Source organism: Shewanella psychromarinicola (assembly GCF_003855155.1).
Lineage (GTDB): Bacteria > Pseudomonadota > Gammaproteobacteria > Enterobacterales > Shewanellaceae > Shewanella > Shewanella psychromarinicola.
Map to the genome: position 1 here is coordinate 1,571,885 of NZ_CP034073.1, position 19,113 is coordinate 1,590,997.

The 19,113-nt window shown below is 44.6% G+C and carries 15 protein-coding genes and 3 pseudogenes; 11 read left to right on the top strand and 7 right to left on the bottom strand.

Annotation, left to right across the window (positions count from 1 at the left end; translation table 11 throughout):
• Positions 1-4: 4 nt before the first annotated feature.
• Positions 5-1,195, bottom strand: coding sequence for an efflux RND transporter periplasmic adaptor subunit (locus EGC80_RS06780; protein ID WP_124012650.1), 1,191 nt, complete (start codon positions 1,193-1,195; stop codon positions 5-7).
• Positions 1,196-1,400: 205 nt separating this feature from the next.
• On the opposite strand from EGC80_RS06780, the gene EGC80_RS22390 reads away from it, so the two are divergent.
• From EGC80_RS22390 to EGC80_RS06795, 5 genes and pseudogenes are all read left to right on the top strand, one after another.
• Positions 1,401-1,550, top strand: a complete 150-nt coding sequence (locus EGC80_RS22390) for a hypothetical protein (protein ID WP_164839431.1) — start codon at positions 1,401-1,403, stop codon at positions 1,548-1,550.
• Between the two features lie 188 nt (positions 1,551-1,738).
• Positions 1,739-2,575 carry a TolC family protein gene (locus EGC80_RS22880; RefSeq protein WP_308199818.1) on the top strand — a complete coding sequence of 279 codons (837 nt, stop codon included), beginning with the start codon at positions 1,739-1,741 and terminating at the stop codon, positions 2,573-2,575.
• 24 nt (positions 2,576-2,599) lie between these two features.
• Positions 2,600-3,133 (top strand): annotated as a pseudogene (locus EGC80_RS22885) (TolC family protein); the annotation flags it as partial.
• Positions 3,130-4,338: an efflux RND transporter periplasmic adaptor subunit gene (locus tag EGC80_RS06790; protein WP_124012649.1), complete on the top strand. Its 1,209-nt coding sequence runs from the start codon at positions 3,130-3,132 to the stop codon at positions 4,336-4,338. The pseudogene EGC80_RS22885 and the gene EGC80_RS06790, both read left to right, overlap by 4 nt.
• A gap of 3 nt (positions 4,339-4,341) precedes the next feature.
• Positions 4,342-4,668 (top strand): annotated as a pseudogene (locus EGC80_RS06795) (efflux RND transporter permease subunit); the annotation flags it as partial.
• A gap of 13 nt (positions 4,669-4,681) precedes the next feature.
• On the opposite strand, the gene EGC80_RS06800 reads toward EGC80_RS06795, so the two are convergent.
• Positions 4,682-5,713, bottom strand: coding sequence for an IS630 family transposase (locus tag EGC80_RS06800; protein WP_124012034.1), 1,032 nt, complete (start codon positions 5,711-5,713; stop codon positions 4,682-4,684).
• 43 nt (positions 5,714-5,756) lie between these two features.
• On the opposite strand from EGC80_RS06800, the gene EGC80_RS06805 reads away from it, so the two are divergent.
• From EGC80_RS06805 to dauA, 4 genes are all read left to right on the top strand, one after another.
• Positions 5,757-8,627, top strand: a complete 2,871-nt coding sequence (locus tag EGC80_RS06805) for an efflux RND transporter permease subunit (RefSeq protein WP_124012648.1) — start codon at positions 5,757-5,759, stop codon at positions 8,625-8,627.
• A gap of 123 nt (positions 8,628-8,750) precedes the next feature.
• On the top strand, positions 8,751-9,446 hold the full coding sequence (locus tag EGC80_RS06810; RefSeq protein ID WP_124012647.1) for a response regulator transcription factor: 696 nt from the start codon (positions 8,751-8,753) through the stop codon (positions 9,444-9,446).
• Positions 9,447-10,763, top strand: coding sequence for a sensor histidine kinase (locus EGC80_RS06815; RefSeq protein WP_124012646.1), 1,317 nt, complete (start codon positions 9,447-9,449; stop codon positions 10,761-10,763).
• A gap of 379 nt (positions 10,764-11,142) precedes the next feature.
• Positions 11,143-12,885 carry a C4-dicarboxylic acid transporter DauA gene (gene dauA, locus EGC80_RS06820; protein WP_124012645.1) on the top strand — a complete coding sequence of 581 codons (1,743 nt, stop codon included), beginning with the start codon at positions 11,143-11,145 and terminating at the stop codon, positions 12,883-12,885.
• Positions 12,886-13,060: 175 nt separating this feature from the next.
• Here dauA and EGC80_RS22530 read toward each other — a convergent pair.
• Together EGC80_RS22530 and EGC80_RS06830 are read right to left on the bottom strand one after the other, a co-directional pair.
• A pseudogene (locus tag EGC80_RS22530) lies at positions 13,061-13,249 on the bottom strand (hypothetical protein); the annotation flags it as partial.
• 160 nt (positions 13,250-13,409) lie between these two features.
• Complete coding sequence (locus tag EGC80_RS06830; protein WP_164839432.1) at positions 13,410-14,201, bottom strand: substrate-binding periplasmic protein; 792 nt, start codon at positions 14,199-14,201, stop codon at positions 13,410-13,412.
• Between the two features lie 196 nt (positions 14,202-14,397).
• Between EGC80_RS06830 and EGC80_RS06835 the strand changes: the two genes are divergently transcribed.
• Together EGC80_RS06835 and EGC80_RS06840 are read left to right on the top strand one after the other, a co-directional pair.
• Positions 14,398-15,411 (top strand): NAD(P)H-quinone oxidoreductase, encoded by a 1,014-nt coding sequence (locus tag EGC80_RS06835; RefSeq protein ID WP_124012642.1) that lies wholly within the window; start codon positions 14,398-14,400, stop codon positions 15,409-15,411.
• A gap of 360 nt (positions 15,412-15,771) precedes the next feature.
• Entirely contained in the window at positions 15,772-16,206 is a 435-nt protein-coding gene (locus tag EGC80_RS06840) for a hypothetical protein (RefSeq protein ID WP_124012641.1), read from the top strand.
• A gap of 118 nt (positions 16,207-16,324) precedes the next feature.
• Here EGC80_RS06840 and EGC80_RS06845 read toward each other — a convergent pair whose 3' ends face one another.
• From EGC80_RS06845 to galK, 3 genes are read right to left on the bottom strand one after another with little or no spacing between them, the layout of a single operon-like run.
• On the bottom strand, positions 16,325-16,738 hold the full coding sequence (locus EGC80_RS06845) for a DUF2391 family protein (RefSeq protein ID WP_101033880.1): 414 nt from the start codon (positions 16,736-16,738) through the stop codon (positions 16,325-16,327).
• Positions 16,728-17,762 carry an aldose epimerase family protein gene (locus EGC80_RS06850; RefSeq protein WP_124012640.1) on the bottom strand — a complete coding sequence of 345 codons (1,035 nt, stop codon included), beginning with the start codon at positions 17,760-17,762 and terminating at the stop codon, positions 16,728-16,730. The genes EGC80_RS06845 and EGC80_RS06850 overlap by 11 nt, the downstream gene beginning before the upstream one ends.
• Positions 17,763-17,793: 31 nt before the next feature.
• Positions 17,794-18,936: a galactokinase gene (gene galK, locus EGC80_RS06855; RefSeq protein WP_124012639.1), complete on the bottom strand. Its 1,143-nt coding sequence runs from the start codon at positions 18,934-18,936 to the stop codon at positions 17,794-17,796.
• Between the last annotated feature and the right edge of the window lie 177 nt (positions 18,937-19,113).

The window sequence follows — 19,113 nt, forward strand, 5'->3', positions numbered from 1 at the left end:
ATAATTAATCCAGATTCTTTGAGTTAGTGCCAGGGTTTATTATTGAAGTATCGCTTTCAATATCAGTTTCAGTCGCATTATCTAAAATGACAGTTAGGCCATCTTTAATTTTATTTAAATTATTTATGACTATTTTATTACCTACCGTTAACCCTTCTTTAACTACCCAAGCATTGCCGACTTCACTGCCTAAAATTATGGATTTTTTAGCGACTTTATTATTGTCGTCAACAACAAATACTGAAGGTTTCCCTGATTGACTTCTTACGACAGTTGATTGTGAGACAACAAGATATTTACGAGCTTCTGGCATTGAAATATGAGCTCTAACATACATACCAGCTAGTAACGAATTCTCTGGATTTGGCATAATCGCACGTAAAGCCACCGAGCCTGTTGATCCATCAGTTTGAGTATCGGTAAACTCTAGTTGACCTGTTTGGTTATATGTTGTGCCATCTTCTAATGTTATTGAGACAGGAATATTGGGTTTTTTTATAATAGAGTTTTGAAACTCTTGTTGTATCTTATAAAAAGCAAGGGCTGACTGCTGCATATCAATATATACATTATCAGTTTGAATAATGGTGGTGATGTAATCTGATTGATTTGCTGTTAGTAAAGAACCGTCAGATACTTGAGAGAATCCCGCTTTACCTGAGATAGGTGCTTTAATCTTAGTATAAGATAGTTGAAGGTTAGCATCATCTAATGCTGCCTGACGAACCGCGACTTCGGCTTTGGCTTGTTGATAAGCAGAATCGGCTTCATCATAGTGTTCTTGACTTGTGAGACTCTTTTTCAGTAATTCAGCGTAACGAATAGCCGCTTTTTGAGTAGAGGTTTGACTCGCAATTGCTTTTGCTAATTGTGCTTCTGCACTGTTTACTGCAGATTGATAGTTTGTCGGATCAATTTGAAATAGCACATCGCCAGCTTCAACATAACTGCCTTCTTTATACAAACGACTTTTAACAATACCCGTTATTTGGGGACGAACCTCTGCCTCTTTAAAGGCGGTCACTCGTCCGGGTAAATCCTTACTTAATCGTAATATTGAGGGGGCTAACGTTATGGTGTCTACATGAATAATCTCAATGGGTTTGTTGTCAGATCCCGCCTGCTCATTACAGCCTAATACGGTTAAACAGAGTAAAATAGACAAAGGGAATTTAAATGTTCTTGCTAACAACATATGGAACCTCAAACTTAAATATAACAATGAAGTTAATGTATCAAATGGCTGGTTAAGGTTGGGTTAAGAGGAACTCATAGACAGGATCTTTAGCGCCGGCATAAAAAAATAGAAAAAAGGCGCTTGGTGTAAGCAGGTTTCAGCGCTGGGTGATGGCAAGATCAACGCTATCGCTGATCGGCATCGAAGCTTTAATGGTATCCAGATGAATACCCGTGCAGGCGTGGCCTACAAGCCATTTCACAAGAAGTTGCGGAAATCTGAGTTTGCCGATTTTATGCAGGTTGTAACTTGCCGGGCTATGGCATTGTTTAAGCAAGAACTTTGCCTAGCGTTACCCAAAACGTTAGCCTAAAATGGTAGCAAACCCCATCTACACATCACGCACAGGCGTCATTTTTCGTTAATGTTATTCACCCGATTGAGATAGCCTTGCGGCCAGAAAAATCACCATCAAGATTATGACCTTAACCTCTCCTTAACCCGTCGATTGCTATGCTGCGGCTATTGTTGTTTAAGACACAACGGCTGGAGGCATAACGAATGACCCTGATACACCCTGTACGTGTTGGTATGTTGGCATTGGTCGCGATGAGTTTATTGGGCTGCAGTTCAATGCCTTCTATGAATTTTAGCGAGTTGGCAACCAATGCCGAAACCACTGTCAGCCAAACATTATTAGCTGATTTACTGGCCCGTTCCGCGGCAAAAGATAACCCACAACCCGCGGTATTACTGACAGACTTGGTTGACTTACCTGAGCTAGAACAATTTATTACCGCGGCGATGCACAATAATCCCAGCCTGCAACAAACTGTGGTCGCGTTGAAAATGGCCTATGCCCAGCATGGGATCACCTCGGCGAGTCGTTTACCCAGCGTGGATGCCAGTTTTAGCGGTACATCAACAGAAGACGCCGCCAACAGTTACAGCAGTGAGGTGAGTGTCAGTTGGGAGTTGGATTTATGGCAGAAAATAGCCGATAGCAGCCATGCAGCCCAAAAAGACATTGCCAGTTCGCAAGCCAGTTTGCAGGGCGCGCAAGATCTCGTTGCAGCCAATATTATGCGCAGTTGGTTAACCATTAGCCTTAAACAACAACTGGTCGCCATTGAAACCGAGCGCTTAGCGGTACTCGACAATAATCAATCACTGATTTTAGCGCGCTACCGTGTGGGGCTTGGCAGTTTAGAAGACTTAGACAATGCCAACACCAGCAGCGCCTCAAAACGGGCCACATTAACCGATTACCAAGAGCAATTGGCGCAAAGTCAACGCAGTTTAGCGCTGTTATCAGGTCAGTGGACTGGGCGCGATTTACCTCTGCACATCGCGGCAGCATTTCCTAACGTGCTCGATCCCATTAGCCATTTACCTTAGCAAGATCTTGGCAGACGGCCCGATTTACAAGTGGTCTTTTATAACATTGAAGCTGAAACGTTACGCACCAAAGCCGCTTATAAAGCCATGCTGCCTTCTATCAGTTTGTCAGCCAGCTTGTCTGATATGGCGCAATCGCCAAGTGAAGCGTTACTCACGGGCCCACTGTGGAGTGCCCTGGGGCAGATTTCTGCGCCGCTATTTCAAGGTGGCAAATTGACATCACAAGCTGAACTCGCACGCTTAACCACAGAGCAGCGTTTTTGGGTGTATCAAGACACCTTATTAACCGCCGTTAATGAAGTGGAAAACGCCGTGGGTCAGGAATACTCATTGGCACAACAGCAACAACATGTGGCCGATGCATTAGAGAGTGCCGAGCGCAGTGTGGTCAGTTATCAACAAAAATATCGCCAAGGCTTAGTCGATATTTTTGACCTGCTGAGCGTGCAACAGCAAACCTATGACCTGCAGTCTCAGTTAGCCACAACCCGTTATAACCGTCTTATAAACCGAATTGATTTAGGCCTAGCGCTGGGCTTAGGGGTATCCGCATGAAACTGAACCGCAATAACGTTATCGTCACGCTTTTGTCTGTCGGCAGTATTTTTGGTGTCTTAGCGTTTAACGCCTCGCAAATGCCTGCGCCAAAAAAGCAAAATAACAGTACTGAACAAGCAGCCCCCAAATTAGAGACCGCCGCTGCGGAGATACTGCCACAGGTGGGTGTCGTGCTCGCTCTGCCACAGCAATATCAAGCGGAGGTGGTGGGTTTTGGCGCAGCTAAATCCCGTTATCAACTAACGTTTACCTCTGAGGTGAGCGGTAGAGTGATGCAACTTAGCCAGCAGTTTGAATCCGGCCAAGTGATAAAACAAGGCGATGAATTAGCCCAGATAAATGATGTGAGTTATCAACAAGCATTGACGTTAGCCCAGGCGAATGTCGCCCAAGCAGAGTTGGATTTATTAGAAGAGCAACGTCAAGGTGAGCAAGCTAAATCTGAATGGTTACGCTCTGGTGTCAGCGGAGAACCGGCATCAGCTTTAGTGTTGCGCACGCCGCAATTAGCGCAAATCACCGCGGCATTAGCCAATGCCAGACTCGCGCTCAAAAAAGCCCAGCAAGATGTTAATTATACCCACGTGAAGGCGCCGTTTGATGCCTTGGTGGTTAGCCGTGATATCCAGCCGGGCAGCTATGTGCAAGCCGGTACTCAACTGGCCACTTTGTACAGCGTGGCCGAAGTGGAAGTGAAGGTTCCCTTGTCTGAACAACAATGGCAAAACTTGCCTGAACTGACCAATCAACAACTCGACATTGCCACGCCAGCGGTGACGCTGCAAAGTTCTGACGGTCGTTATCGCTGGCAGGGGTATGTGGAAAGGGTTGAACAACATGTGACTGAACTGTCTCGCCAGCGTTCATTAGTGGTCGTGGTGGACGATCCTTTAGCACAATCTACCCAGCTCTATCCTGGCACGTTTGTTAAGGCCATTATTCAGGGAAAGTCAGTGCAAAACCTGTGGCAATTACCGTCTTCGGCTATTTCTCAGCAAGGTGATATTTGGTTTGTTGATGATGCTGGATTATTAACTAAAGCGCTGGCGACAGTATTGTTTGAGCAAAACAGTTTTGTTTATGTGCAGCCCATTAGCCAAACACTCAACAATCAGGCACGCAACTCACCCACGCAAGTGGTGAAACGACCATTAAGTAGTTTTAAAGTGGGTACCAAGGTGATGGCTAAGGTTGAGGGGTAAATCATGACGACGCAAGATTCGCAGCACACGGGTGCCATTGCTTGGTTTGCCAGAAATTCGGTCGCGGCTAATTTATTGTTAATTGGCATGATAGTGGTAGGTGTTTTTTCGCTTAATACATTACGTAAAGAAGCCTTTCCCAGTCTAGAGCCCAATAGAGTGACTGTGTCGGTGACTTATGACAGTGGCGACCCAGTATTAGCTGAAGAAGGTATCGCGATTAAGATAGAAGATGCATTAGAAACGGTGTCGGGGATTAAACGCATTACCTCAACATCGAACGCTAATGGCAGTAGTGTGATGATAGAGAAAACCAGTTCATATGATTTATACTCAAGTGAATTCAAACTGCAGTTTTTAATTTCTGAAAGTTATCATTAATTGTATCACCGAGTGTATCGGCAATATCGGGGAGGGTGATGCTAAAAAAGTCAGTGATTTTTCGTCGGAATTCTTTTGTCGTTGCGAAGTATTGCCCATTCCTCGCATGCTTATTCATTACCTTCCACAATCGTTCTATTGGGTTTAAATTTGGACTATAAGGTGGCAGGTAATGCAATGTTATATTCAGATGTTCAGCCTCTTTAACCACTAAGGCATTTCGATGGTATCCAGCGCCATCAAGCACCAAATGGATAACACCACTTGTTGAGTAACGCGCTCTAATTTGGTTTAAAAAATCGATGATGGATGCACCGTTAACCGTTTTGCTATATTGCTCAATGACCGCTTCTGTTAAGTGACCAAGTCGGATTGCACCAACCACGTTAATACGGGTTCGGCTTCCCGTCGTTTCTATCGGTTTATCAACGCCTTTTTTTATCCAGCCAGCGGTGATTTTTGTGGCTTGGGTCGGATGAACCGCATCCATAAATAATAACGGTTCATCAGGGGTTAACGAGGATTTTAGTTGCTCATAATATTCAATGAAAGCCGTTTGTTTGTCTTCATCAAATTTGTGAGGAACCCCTTTAGGGTTTTTATAGCTGAACTGATGTTTATGCAGCCATTTATTGAGGCCTGACACTGTGTACTTAATCTGAAATTGTTCTGAGATATAAGCGACTATTTGATGGCTATGCAAGTAGGTCACCTCACACAGGTGTGCAATCAATAGTTCAGTTTGCTCTTGACTCAGATAACTTAAGGAGCCGCCACTATTACACGTGAGTTTTTGGTCGTGAGCATAGGCATCAATGTATCGAACTACGGTCGTTTCGTGAATACGTAACGCTTGGGCAATCATTGGCGTTGGCCAATTTTCATCGCGTAGTAAAATGGCTTTAATGCGATCACACTCACGCCTATCACTCGAGCTTTTATGTCGAGTTTCCAATGCTACTTTTTGTTCTGGCGAGAGTGTAATTTGTTTCATGGGGCTATGATGATCCCATTTGGGACAAAATCAAGCATTTTCAATGATCACGGGTATAGACACCTTGCTCACCGATGTGAAAACCAACGTAGATGCGATCAATAACTTACCGACCGAAGCTGAAAAACCGGTTATCGATAAGATGCGCAGGCAAGATCATGCCTTGTGGGTACAGCTCTATGGCGCCGCAGACCGTGCGACCTTACACGATTTGGCCGAGCAATTGAAAACCGATTTATTGAGCCAATCTGCCATTCATGATTTGGAGATAAAAGCCCAAGCAGAGCCGATGATTTCCATCGAAATTGATGAGGAGACATTGCAATCTTATGGCTTAACGTTAGACAGCATTGCTAGCATTATTAATGCCGAATCTGCCGCGTCAATCACCACCAGTTTATACAATGACGATAAGACGGTGCGGCTTAAAGTGTCTGAGCAAGCCTATGAAATACAAGATTTCAATGCGATCCCAGTGATTACCACCAGTGATGGGTCACAGATCACCTTAGGCGACATTGCATTGGTAAGAGATGATTTTGCCGATGACACGTTTGTGCTGTCACGTTACAACCAAGCCAATGCCAGTGCGATAGAGATTGTGATGGATGAAAATGGCGACATCGTCAATCTCGTCGAGCAAGCTAAGCAGGTGGTCGAACGCTGGCAAAATAGCAATATATTACCTGCCGGTGTCCATATTGCGACGTGGAACGACAAAAGTTCAATGATTACAGAGCGCTTAGCGTTATTGGTAAAAAATGCCCTTAGTGGGATAGCACTGGTGTTTATTATTCTGGCGTTGTTTCTTAATTTACAAGTGGCATTTTGGGTGGCGGCAGGTTTGCCTTTTGTGTTTTTTGGCACCTTATTCTTTATGACCAAGCAATTTACTGGCTTAACCATCAATGAGATGACCACGTTTGGCTTCATTATGGCGCTGGGGATCGTGGTTGATGATGCGGTCGTGATAGGCGAAAGCGTTTATAGCACGCGGAAAAATAAAGGCGATTCAATAGAAAACACCATTTTAGGGACCATGAAAGTTGCCACCCCGACGGTTTTTGGGGTGCTGACAACCGTAGTCGCCTTTTTAGCATTATCCAATGTTGAAGGTCGAATGGGAGAGGTCTATGCTCAATTTGGTACCGTGGTCACCATTGCTTTACTGCTGTCCTTGGTGGAATCCAAGCTTATTCTACCCTCGCATTTAGCCCATATTAATACCCATAAACCCCGGAGTAAGAATTGGTTTAGCCGTCTTCAGTACGCCGCTGATGCTGGATTACAGTGGTTTAGTCGCGTCATTTATCAGCAGGTTATTGCCTGGGCACTGCGATTTCGCTATGCGGTCGTGATGGTGTTTGTGGCCGTGTTTCTGCTGGTGGCGGGTATGCCGTTAACTGGCAGTGTTCGGATAGCGTTTTTCCCTGATATTCCCGGTGACTCGGTCAATGCTGACATGACGATGCAAAATGATGCCAGTTTCGGTCAGACGCATAAAAATTTGCTGGCGTTAGAAGCGGCGGCCAAGCAAGTCGATGCACAATTATTGGCGCAATATCGACAAACCACGCATGATAATAACGATAACAATGACCAGCATGAAAGTGAGATTGTCAGTTTACAGGTTATCGCCTCAAGCAGTGCGTCAGGGAAGGTGCAGGTAGAGTTGTCCTCCGACAGTGTCTACAGCCTAAAAGCATTTTCCCAACAATGGGGCTTAGCGGTCGGACAGATGGAAGGGGTGAAAAAACTCAAGATATTATCCAAAAGGGACATGATGGATAACTTTAAGGTGGAACTCAAAGCGTTGGACAATACCACTGTCTCAGCCGCGGGCAATCAATTACTGGCCAATCTACAAACCATTGTTGGGGTTAGCGGTATTGACCATAATTTGGATTTGGGTGAGCCACAATATCGTTTTGAATTAACCGAGCAAGGTCGTGCCCTGGGGTTTGATACCGGGATGTTGTCGGCCCAAGTGTTACAGTCTTTTGGTGGTGGCATAGTGCAACGTTTTCAGCGTGGCAAAGATGAAATAAAAGTGCGGGTTCGTTATCCGGAATCTGCCCGTCAGACCTTAGCCGATATTCAACGCGCTAATGTGAGGACTGCCGCGGGAATCGTGGTGCCATTGAGTCATGTGGCAAAAGTGTCATCCGACTATCAACCCTCTGAAATTTCCCGTATTGATAACCAACGGGCGGTGTACATCAGTGCGGTGCTCGATAAAGATATTATCGCATCCAATGAATTAGTCAGTCAGATGCAGCAAACCTTGGTGCCACAGTTATTGGCACAGTACCCAGGGTTAACCTTGGAGTTTGCCGGTGAAGCAGAGCAGCAAGCCGAAACCACCAGTTCAATGGAGACCATGTTTGTGCTGGCATTAATCGCGATTTATGCCCTACTGGCGATCCCGTTAAAGTCCTATGGCCAACCCTTGATTATTATGGTCGCGATCCCCTTCGGCATCGTGGGCGCCATACTGGGTCATTGGTGGAATGACTTAACCATCAGCATATTATCGTTAAATGGTATCTTGGCGCTCAGTGGCGTGGTGGTTAATGATAGCCTGTTGCTGGTGTCGCGCTTTAATGAATTAATTAACGACGAAGGGATGTCGGTTCATGATGCTATTGTCGAAGCCTGTACTGGGCGTTTGCGTGCGGTGTTATTAACCTCGGTGACCACCTTTGCCGGACTGGCGCCATTATTAGGTGAAACCTCACTGCAAGCCCAATTTTTAATCCCCGCGGCGGCGGCATTAGGTTATGGTATTTTATTTGCGACTGTGATCACCTTGGTATTAACGCCATCCTTGATACTCATCCAATGCGAGTTTAATGCCTTTATTGCCAAGATACTGAGCTGGTTTCGGGTGAATAAGCAGCAGACGCCAGCATAAAACGGCGCATAAGTGATTATCAAGGCACTGTATGTAATCGATACAGTGCGTTCGATCACCGTGCCATAAAGTCTATTACCGATCCATTTAGCAATAGCACCGCCACGGTAAAGAGGTTAAAACATGTTCACCGATAAGTTACAGCTACTCCTGGTAGAAGACGATCTTGATTTAGCGATAGCGGTGATCGAGTACCTAGAGTTGGAAGATATTCTCTGTGATCATGCTGCCAATGGCAGCGCCGGGCTTAATCTGATTTTACACCATCACTTTGATGCGGTGATCTTGGATTTAAACTTACCTAAAATGAATGGTCTGCAAGTGTGTGAGTCTTTGCGACTCCAAGGGATTGATGTACCAGTGTTAATGCTGACCGCTCGTGACACCCTTGACGATAAGCTCAATGGGTTTGCCAAAGGGGCGGATGATTACTTAGTTAAGCCGTTTGCAATGGAAGAGCTTATCATGCGTATTCGGGTGTTAGCCCGTCGCCGGAGTGGCCAAGTGAGACGCTTGTCTGTGGGCGACTTAGTGCTCGATTTACAGCAAAAGCAGGCGAGTCGAGGCCATTGTGGCTTAAAACTGTCGCCAACTGCGTTGAAAATTTTAGAGGTGCTGATGCGGGCAAGTCCGAATCCCGTGTCGCGTGAAAAGTTGATGCAAAGTGTTTGGGGCGATGAGCAACCTGACAGTAATAGTCTAAAAGTACACATGTTTAATTTACGAAAACACCTAGATGGCGGTAAGGACATCAAGTTACTGCATACGATCAGTGGCCATGGTTTTGCCATCAAACTCAACCAGCAGGATAGCCAATAAATGAAATTAACCCCCAGCCTGCGAATAGACGTGCTGATTATTATGCTGCTAACGGGTATTAGCACTATTTTAATTTTATCGGTACTCAGTGTGCACTATTTCATTTCTGGTATGGAGAAAACCATGCAATCAGTGATGTATTCTCAAGCACAAGATCAACAGGTCACAGATGGTCAGCCGCAAACATCACATCTTTTTACTGTTGCAACGCGTTGGCAAGACTTACCCGCAGCGATCAAACAAAATATTCAGCTTGAACCTAGTGAGTTTAATGTGTTGTATAAAGCCATTATCGGCGGCTCACCTATTAAGCCACCCGAAAAAGGCTTTTTTGTCATCAAAGTCCTTAAAGGTGATGAGGTGCGCTATGTGTCGAGTACCTTAGATAGCAAGGCAGGCAACAAGGCTCCACCGAGGGGGATGCCCTTTTTTGTGGTGATAGTGGCGACCGCTATTTTGGGGATTGCGATGTTTACCTTAGTGTTGATGTTGATGATGCGAAAAGTGGCGCGGCCGATGAAGCGTTTGAAAAACTGGGCCAAAGGATTAAATAACCAGCAATTGGCTCAGCCGATCCCCGACTTTCATTACAGTGAATTAAACACCTTAGCGGAAATTGTTAAAACTAGTTTAGGTACAGTGCAGGAAAGCCTAGAGCGGGAGCAACAATTTTTAGGGTATGCCAGCCATGAATTACGCACACCCATCGCGGTGATCCGCACCAATAGCGAACTACTGCAGAAATTGATCCACAAAGGCGCAAGCCCAGAGAAACAAGCGGAAGTGTTGAACCGGATTGAGCGCGCCGGATTCACCATGACAGATTTAACCGAAACCTTGTTATGGTTAAATCGCCAAGAAGGTAAACGTTTATCGCTTACCTCAGTATCATTAGGTCAATTAATCACCCAGCTTATGCAAGATTTACGTTATCTTTCCTTTGGCAAGGCGGTCGAGGTTATTGTTAATACCGATGATACCGAGCAGTTATTGCCCAACACATTATGCCGCATTATCATGACCAACTTAATTCGCAATGCATTACAGCATACTGCCGAAGGCCGAGTGATCATTGCGCAATCTGGCTGCAAGGTGACTATTGAGAATTACTGTAATTCAGACACCTTTGATGCAGAAGATCTTGGGTTTGGTTTAGGCTTAGAGCTGACTAAAAGATTGATCACTCAATATGAATGGCACTATCAATCCACGGGCTTGGGCAGTGGCAGAAAGGTGTCAGTGGTATTTGGTGACGGTTCAATAGATGGCACCGATGAGGTTGCAAATGACGGCTTAGCATCATCATCAACCAGATAATCAATAAGGCATGTTTAATGCCGAGTGCCTTTTATTGCCTTATTGAAGCCATTAGCTCAGTGATTTACCCGCCAGCAGAATAAGGCGGTTCGCGCGGGTCGTCGAGGTGTTTTTTCGATAGCACTTGGGATTTATACGCTTTTTTTGCCGAGATCTGAGGGCTATTTATTGCTCAAATCCTCATATCCTTTTATTATAATTTCATTATAACACCATTATAATTTTGATATAATTAAGTTGTAATTTGGTTATAGTTTAATTATTCCAAGATAGTAATCTTATTATAATCAGTAGCGGTTGAATTGTAGGTTAATGAGCATATAATCGCGGTATCTCTTTGCACGCCGAAGACAGTTTGGTTTTACGAGGTTACTTGACGATGAAATATAGAAAGCATTTATTTTCTTTGCGAATTGGTCATGCACTTAGAGAGTCCTTAAAAGATGTTCCTTACAAGGCTACTGCATTTTATAAAGATTTATTAGCAGGTTTGACCGTAGGTATTATTGCCATTCCGTTGTCGATGGCGTTGGCTATTGCCATTGGTGTTGCGCCCCAATACGGTTTATATACTGCCATTATTGCCGGTTTTATTACCCCATTTACGGGGGGGTCGCGTTATAGCGTATCGGGTCCTACCGCTGCGTTTGTGGTAATTTTATATCCTATAGTCCAACAATATGGCTTATCAGGTTTACTGCTTGCCAGTCTCTTATCTGGGCTTATTTTGATCGTTATGGCGCTGTTTCGGCTAGGACGATATATTCAATATATCCCAGAGTCCGTCACGTTAGGCTTTACCGGCGGTATTGCCGTGGTGATTGCTGTGCTGCAAGTTAAAGGGTTTTTCGGCTTAAGCATTACCGAGATGCCCGAAAGTTTTGTGGGTAAAGTTGTTGCGTTAGCACAAGCATTACCGGCATTTTCAGTACCGACATTGCTGGTGGGATTAAGCGCGTTAGGGGTGTTTATTCTATGGCCTAAGCTCAAAATCGCTGTTCCTGCCCATCTTCCTGCTGTGGTTATCGCCAGTCTGGTGGCGGCGGTATTTAACCAGCAAGGCTTTAATGTGGCCACCATAGGTTCTACTTTTAGTTTTACCTTGCCTGATGGCACCTTGGGGGCTGGCATTCCATCAATGTTGCCCGACTTTCAATGGCCTTGGCTACGCACGCAAGCAGATGAATCGTCTTTGGTGTTGAGTTGGGCAGTAGCCAAAGACCTATTGTCAGCGGCATTTGCGATTGCCATGTTAGGTGCGATTGAATCGTTACTGTGCGCCGTGGTGCTCGACGGCATGTCAGGTAAAAAGCACAGTGCCAACAGTGAATTACTTGGCCAAGGCATTGGTAACATTATCACGCCATTTTTTGGCGGTATTACCGCAACAGCCGCCATTGCACGCTCTGCCGCTAACTATAAAGCCGGCGCAGTAAGCCCGATTGCGGCCATGTGTCATGCGGTTGTGGTGTTGGTGTCTTTATTATCGTTAAGTACTATTTTGGCTTATATCCCGATGGCAGGCATGTCGGCATTGCTGATCATGGTGGCATGGAACATGAGCGAAGCCCACAAGATTGTCCACTTGGTGAAAAAAGCCCCCGCCAGCGAAGTGTTGGTGTTGATGGTGTGTTTGTCTCTGACCATTTTCTTCGACATGGTGATCGCCATCAGTGCGGGGATTATTTTGGCGTCGTTATTGTTTATGAAGCAAGTGGCCGACATGACCAAGGTGAAAGACATCAGTGGACAGAAAAAGCACATACATGTTGAGTTACCCCCACGATGGAAAGTGTTTAAGATTAATGGCCCGTTATTTTTTGCGGCCGCCGACACTGTGTTTGGTGAGTTAGGGCATTTAAGCACGAGCCAAGATGGGGTGATTCTATACCTAGATGGGGTATCGATACTCGATTCCGGCGGAGTGGCAGCGCTGTACAAATTCCTCGGTAAATGTCGACATAATAACACTCGGGTATTGTTGGCCGATTTCCAATTTCAGCCACTTAAAACCTTAGCTAAAGCGGGCTTTGCACCAGATGGCGTTCATTGCGAGACCTATTCAACCTTGGCTGATGCGCTAGATGATGTGGTTAGTGAGATTGCGGTTAGTAAAATATAAGAAACGCCATACTGACGGATTAATACCAGAAGTATTGGTTGGTCAGTATGGCGCTTGCTATTTTGTCATTAGCTGACGGTGATGGTGTTTATTTGCTAGCCGGTGCCACTTCAATATACTGCCAAGCGTCTGCTATGTGCAGTCTTGCTGAAGTAACGTGCTTATTACGCTCAACATTAATGTGGTAAGTAATCACTTGCTCACCTTGAATACGACGCTTTGGTTCATCAAGTGTGACATTGATTTTATAATCAACTTGCTGTTGCCAGTAATCGACTCCCGGTTCACCAGCGGCATTGCGATAATCATTTGGCGTGGGTAGGCTCTCTTCAAGTTGACGATACACGCGCACAAATACTCCTTTGACAGTAGAAAACTGATGCCAATAAACCCAAAATGATGATTGATATCTTTTTTTTGGGGCAGTGTAACTAACTTAATAAGGTTATGCAGTGAGAAGAGGGTTATGAAGTTTTGCACCTTGCTGATGCCAATTCCCTATGGCATAAAAACGGCTAGCAGTATTAATTGAAGCTAGGCAGAAACTTTTGCAGGTTTTTGTGGCGGACTTCGCCTGAGGTTAATTCAGGTAAAATTTTGTACTTATTGATAATCTGTTGATATTCACCATTAGCTTTTAGTATATCTATGCCGTTAGCAAAGGTGATCGCATGGGCTTTATTTTGCTGACTAAAACCAACATACAAGGGCACAGGTTTTCCTATGGTGCCAGCATAGCGAAGCTGTTTACTTAAATTTAATTGACTCGCGGTGTACTCAATGACATTTCTGTTGTCGACGATTACGGAATGACGGCCTTTTACAAGGCGAATAATATTCATCGCTAATGGATCGCTACCTGAGGCAAAGTACGTATTAGCATGCGCGTTAAACCAGGCGTCAAGTGCTGCGCCATAGCCGTAACCATTCACTATCGCCGCTTGTTGAGTTTTATTCAGGTCGCTAATCTGCTTAAATGACTCATTACTGTCAACAAGAGTATAAAAGTCGTTGCTGTTATAGCCCAAAATCACATCAGCACTGAGTAATTTATTGTCGGCTATCGCGCTTGCGGTCAGTGCAAGCACTGCATCAATATTGTTTCTTTGCAGTTCAATCAATGCCCGCTTAAACGGAAGCTTTCGAAATTCAACGGCTTGACCTTGGATCTCAAAAGCGCGACGGGTTAGTTCTACAACGTATCCAGTTTGATTTTCGCAGATATACGGACACCAAATATCTGAGGCGATTCGAAGAGGCGCAGAGTGGGCATTAATACTGAAAAGAGACAGTAAAACGATAAAGTACTTTAACAAGTATTTTGCTCCATGATTTGAATGGGCGAGTATAGTAATTGTTTAAAGTGTATAGACAACCTTTTTTGATTAAAAAAGATACTAGTTTAGTTGTTCCTTAATAAACATGTCTGTTTTGTGAACAGATCCCAGAGCCCTATAACAGGTTATTAATTCTGGTTACTTTTTGATAACAACCAACCGAGATAATATTTTTATGGCGACATTAAATAGACAATTTACCCATGTGGTTGTTGAACAAACCGGCGAACCCAGTGTGATGACCATGACTCAGTCAACGCTTGCGATGCCAACCGCGGGCCAAGTGACGATTAAAGTGTATGCTGCTGGCGTTAATGGCCCAGATATCAAACAGCGCGCTGGTGCTTACCCACCTCCAGCAGATGCCAGCCCTATTCTTGGTTTAGAAGTGGCGGGTGAAATTGTTGCTGTAGCCGACGATGTCACTCAGTGGCGAGTAGGCGATAAAGTGTGTGCATTAGTGCCCGGTGGCGGCTATGGCGAGTTAGTCAATACTTACGCAGCTCATTGCTTACCTATTCCCACCGGTTACAGTTACGTACAAGCTGCTGCTCTGCCAGAAACCTTTTTTACTGTTTGGGGTAACTTATTTATTCGCGGCGGGCTTAAAGCAGGTGAAACCGTGCTTATTCATGGTGGTTCTGGCGGAATTGGTACTACTGCGATTCAAATGGCGAGTTGTCTAGGCGCGACCGTTTTTGCTACCTCGGGCAGTGCAGAAAAATGCCAATATTGTCTTGAGCAAGGCGCCAGTGTGGCGATTAATTATAACCAGCAGCATTTTGTTGAACCCATCTTAGAGGCGACGGGTGGCCAAGGGGTTAATGTGATTATGGACATTGCCGGTGGCGACTTTATTAATGAGAACTTAAAAGCCATCGCAGTAGACGGGCGCATGGTATCGGTATCAATGGAGCGTGGTGCACAGGCCAACGTGGATATTTTCCGCATTATGGCGAAGCGGGTAGTGTGGACAGGTTCAACCCTTCGACCACAAAGTGTGGCTAATAAAGCCCAAATTGCACAAGGCTTGGCTCAATATGTATGGCCATTATTGAATAACGGTGAAATGAGTATCCCTGTCGACAGCGTATTTGCTTTTTCACAGGTGGTTGAGGCGCACCAGCGAATGGAGTCTGGGCAACATAAAGGCAAAATAGTGTTAGCTCTGCAAGCGCAAGCTGGTTAAGTCATGCACAGAGTAGCGATTGGGTCTTAATCAGCGATATATTTTGATAAAAAACTTGAAGCTTGGTTTTTTTAAGCTAAAGTCGTGATGACATAGTGATTGGCCTGAAAGTGGTTAATCACTTTTTTGGGACGTTTATTTGGTGAGAAAAATGACAGTAAAGTGTAAAAAACTGACTACAACCGACATTTTTATGCGATTACGCGAAAATTCATCGTTTTAGGCATTGATTATCAGAAATATTCTGGTTAAATACCCACACAAATACAGAACAGATAATCGTGGCGCAGTATGAAGATGTTATCTTCAATAATCCTGCATCATTTTTAGAATATGTGTTGATTAAGGGCGTTAGCATATATGTATAACACGGCAAAAAAACAAGTTTGGTTTGGTGAATTAAGAACATCGAAAGGTAACACTATCGTCGTTCATGATAACCAATTGCCAGAAGCGTCTCCAGGACGCATCTACTTATACAATACAATTCGAAACACAATTGTTGAGTATGTAGAAGACATCGTTAAAGTTAATTTATATGACTTGGATGATGAACAAACAAAAGTCGCTATCGCTGAGTTAAATGAAGCTTGGAAAGCGGAGCGTGCTGAGTTTATGTTAAAACATCAATCACGTATCGATTTGTCAAAAGTACCTGATACTGCGCCTTCTCGTAAGGCTAAACCTGTACCAGAGCCAGATGAAATTGTTGACACAGATGATGACATCCCAGAATTAGATGACGATGATGATGACGATAGCTTTGATGAAATGGGGGATAGCGTAGACGATTAAACAAGCAGATAACTTTAAGTCTCCGACTCAAGATGTTTCTGTGGTTAATCTTATCATCCTATTTTTTATTTGTTATAGATGACTAACGGCATAAAGAATAATCCATTCTTTATGCCGTTTATTCTTTGTCGAAACTGTCGACAATTATCGCCCCCATGGATGCGGGCATCGCAATCAAAATAATCCGTTTTAATGCTAAAATGGGATCGTCCCATAAGGGCAATTTATTTAATGCCAATAGCACAATACCCACCACTAATAACGTCAATATATACGCCGCTATCACCCGCAAAAAAAAGGCTCCTCTGCGCTTAACAATATTTGCCTGAAATACACTTTGGTAAGCAAACAGAGTAATAAATGCTAGCGATAACACCACCACCAGAACCAAATTTAATGTCGGTAAGCTTGCCGATAAGCGCCATGCTTCTTCAGAAAATGCTATCGGCACCGACAAGGCAAAAGCGCCCACGGCAATTTGGCCAATATCTTCGGCGTTAAATGTCGTCTTTCCCGGCGGATTACTCGGCATCGAACTGGTATCGAGTTATGTGGTGATACACTTGGCCAGGTGTTATCCACACATCGCCAGGTAAGTCGGGTTGATTAGGTGAATCAGGTAGCATTTGCGGTTCAATACACACAGCTTGATGGTCGTTCAATATTCGCTGTTTTTTGCCAATAGTGCCTTGTAAAAAGTTAGCGCCATACACTTGTACCCCAGGTTGATTGGTATAAACCGTCATGCTACGACCGCTATTGGGACTGGCTAAACAGCCAAAACGTTGCAAGTCTGCCCCTGGGTTATCTAACACATAGCAATGATCAAACCCCTTGGTAGCGGCTAATGCAGCGCGCTCCGTTTGTACCGACATTGGCGTAGGTACAGCCATGTCTAAGTCGCTGCCCGCAGTCGCTTGCATTGACGTTGGTATGCCAACATCGTTCATGGTGAGGTAGGTTTTCGCATCCACTTGCAAGGTATGTTGTTGGTTGGTGTCGCTGCGATTGCCGTCTAAATTAAAGTAGCTGTGTTGGGTTAAACTGATTGGACAGGCTTTATCGGTGCTGGCGAGCATTTCAACGTACAAGTTGTTAGCCACCAAACGGTAATCGATTTGCACAGTACAATTGCCCGGAAATCCCATGTCGCCGTCTGGGCTTTTTAAGGTTAAGCGCATGCCATCACTTAATGCCCCAAGCTGCCACAACTTGCGATTGAAGCCCTCAATGCCGCCATGTAAACAATTACTCGCTTGGTTAACGCTAAGATGATACTCGTTACCATTATATTGCGTTTTGCCATTGGCAATACGATTGCTATAACGTCCTGCAATGGCGCCTAAATGGGCTTGTTGGACTAAATAGTCTTCGACACTGTCGCAACCTAGGACAATATTCTTACGCTCACCACTGCGATCTGGGGTCCATAATGATCGAATAATGCCACCTAAACTTAAGACTTCAAGTGCGATGATGCCATTATCAATTATAACTCGTTCAATCTCACCACCACGGGGATCTTGCCAAGGTTCCAGCACACTAAAACGTACCATTTATGCCTCTCTGATCTAGATACATTACCGATTAACCGATGCGTCCTGCACCGCCACTGGCGGAACATAAGTGTATAGTTGCTTCGATGCCGGTTTGCTTAAAGTATTGGTTTTCAACCACATTAATCACCTTATCGGTGAGGTCGTGATTGACCAAGGCTAATACACAACCATCGCTCATACGCACACCGCCTTGCTCACCGATAAGTGTTGCAATCATAGTGACTAAGGTGTCTATCTCGACAGTGATAATATCAAAATCATCACGCATTGATGCTTGAGACTGAGCCATTAACTGACTAAAACGAGGGATGTTATTCTGTTGCAAGGCTCTGGCGGCATTACTGGTGCGTTGGTTTTCAGTGATGATATGGCGCGCTCGTCGAAACTGCTCATTACTTAGCACATCTTTATTTTGGGTCAGTTGGCTTAGTGATAAATCTCGCAGTGAGTCGAGGCCAAGCAACGCGGTGATCTGGTTGCATTCTTGTTTGCGTTGTTCAAATTGCTGGGTAAACCCATGGCGGTCTTGTTTTAAATCAATCACGATCAAGCTTAACTCTTCTGGCAATAAAACCGCTTCGCTTTCTAATTCTAAACAATCAATTAATAAGGCGTGATCGGGTTGTGCCATCGCGCTGATAATTTGGTCCATCATGCCGCAATTTAACTGCATAAATTGGCTTTGGCCGCGCTGAGCCAATTGGGCAATAGCTAAAGGTGACAAGTGTAATTGGCTGGCATAACTGATGGCCGTACCGAAAGCGATTTCAAGTGCTGCCGACGACGATAAACCTGCTCCGAGTGGCACGTCACCCACTATGGCTAAGTCTAAGCCATTTGCGCGTAAACCCGATTGGTTCATGGCTGCTGTCACGCCTTTGAGGTAATGACACCAATCATCACCTGCCGCAACTGCACCTTCTTCACCAAAGTGCCATTGTTTGATTTGTCCTGGAAAAGCTGTGGTCACGGCGCGAAATAAATTATCATCGCGATGTTTTACTGCAATCACAGTGTGAAAGTTAATTGCTGCAGGTAGTACGAGTCCTTCGTTATAGTCGGTATGCTCGCCCATAATATTCACTCGCCCAGGGGCTTGGTATAAGTCGTCAGGCTTGGTACCAAATGTTTGAACAAATAATTTAGTCGCGCGTTGAGCAGGGTTTGACATACTTCAAAAAATCCAACAAAAGGGTGACAAAAAAAGTCTTATTAATGAGTTATAGCATGACTTTACTGTGTATGTAACGGAGATTTTTAATCCGCAGCAATACGCGGCAATAAACAAAAACGCCTAGAAAGTTATCTAGGCGTCGGTAAGTTAACCTCAACTCGGTATAAGAAATGG

Coding starts and splice junctions, on each gene's coding strand:
- EGC80_RS06790 (WP_124012649.1), top strand. CDS start 3,130: ATGAAACTGAACCGCAATAACGTTATCGTCACGCTTTTGTCTGTCGGC.
- EGC80_RS06835 (WP_124012642.1), top strand. CDS start 14,398: ATGGCGACATTAAATAGACAATTTACCCATGTGGTTGTTGAACAAACC.
- EGC80_RS06800 (WP_124012034.1), bottom strand. CDS start 5,713: ATGAAACAAATTACACTCTCGCCAGAACAAAAAGTAGCATTGGAAACT.
- EGC80_RS06780 (WP_124012650.1), bottom strand. CDS start 1,195: ATGTTGTTAGCAAGAACATTTAAATTCCCTTTGTCTATTTTACTCTGT.
- EGC80_RS06840 (WP_124012641.1), top strand. CDS start 15,772: ATGTATAACACGGCAAAAAAACAAGTTTGGTTTGGTGAATTAAGAACA.
- EGC80_RS22390 (WP_164839431.1), top strand. CDS start 1,401: ATGAATACCCGTGCAGGCGTGGCCTACAAGCCATTTCACAAGAAGTTG.
- dauA (WP_124012645.1), top strand. CDS start 11,143: ATGAAATATAGAAAGCATTTATTTTCTTTGCGAATTGGTCATGCACTT.
- EGC80_RS06815 (WP_124012646.1), top strand. CDS start 9,447: ATGAAATTAACCCCCAGCCTGCGAATAGACGTGCTGATTATTATGCTG.
- EGC80_RS06805 (WP_124012648.1), top strand. CDS start 5,757: ATGATCACGGGTATAGACACCTTGCTCACCGATGTGAAAACCAACGTA.
- galK (WP_124012639.1), bottom strand. CDS start 18,936: ATGTCAAACCCTGCTCAACGCGCGACTAAATTATTTGTTCAAACATTT.
- EGC80_RS06845 (WP_101033880.1), bottom strand. CDS start 16,738: ATGCCGAGTAATCCGCCGGGAAAGACGACATTTAACGCCGAAGATATT.
- EGC80_RS06850 (WP_124012640.1), bottom strand. CDS start 17,762: ATGGTACGTTTTAGTGTGCTGGAACCTTGGCAAGATCCCCGTGGTGGT.
- EGC80_RS22880 (WP_308199818.1), top strand. CDS start 1,739: ATGACCCTGATACACCCTGTACGTGTTGGTATGTTGGCATTGGTCGCG.
- EGC80_RS06810 (WP_124012647.1), top strand. CDS start 8,751: ATGTTCACCGATAAGTTACAGCTACTCCTGGTAGAAGACGATCTTGAT.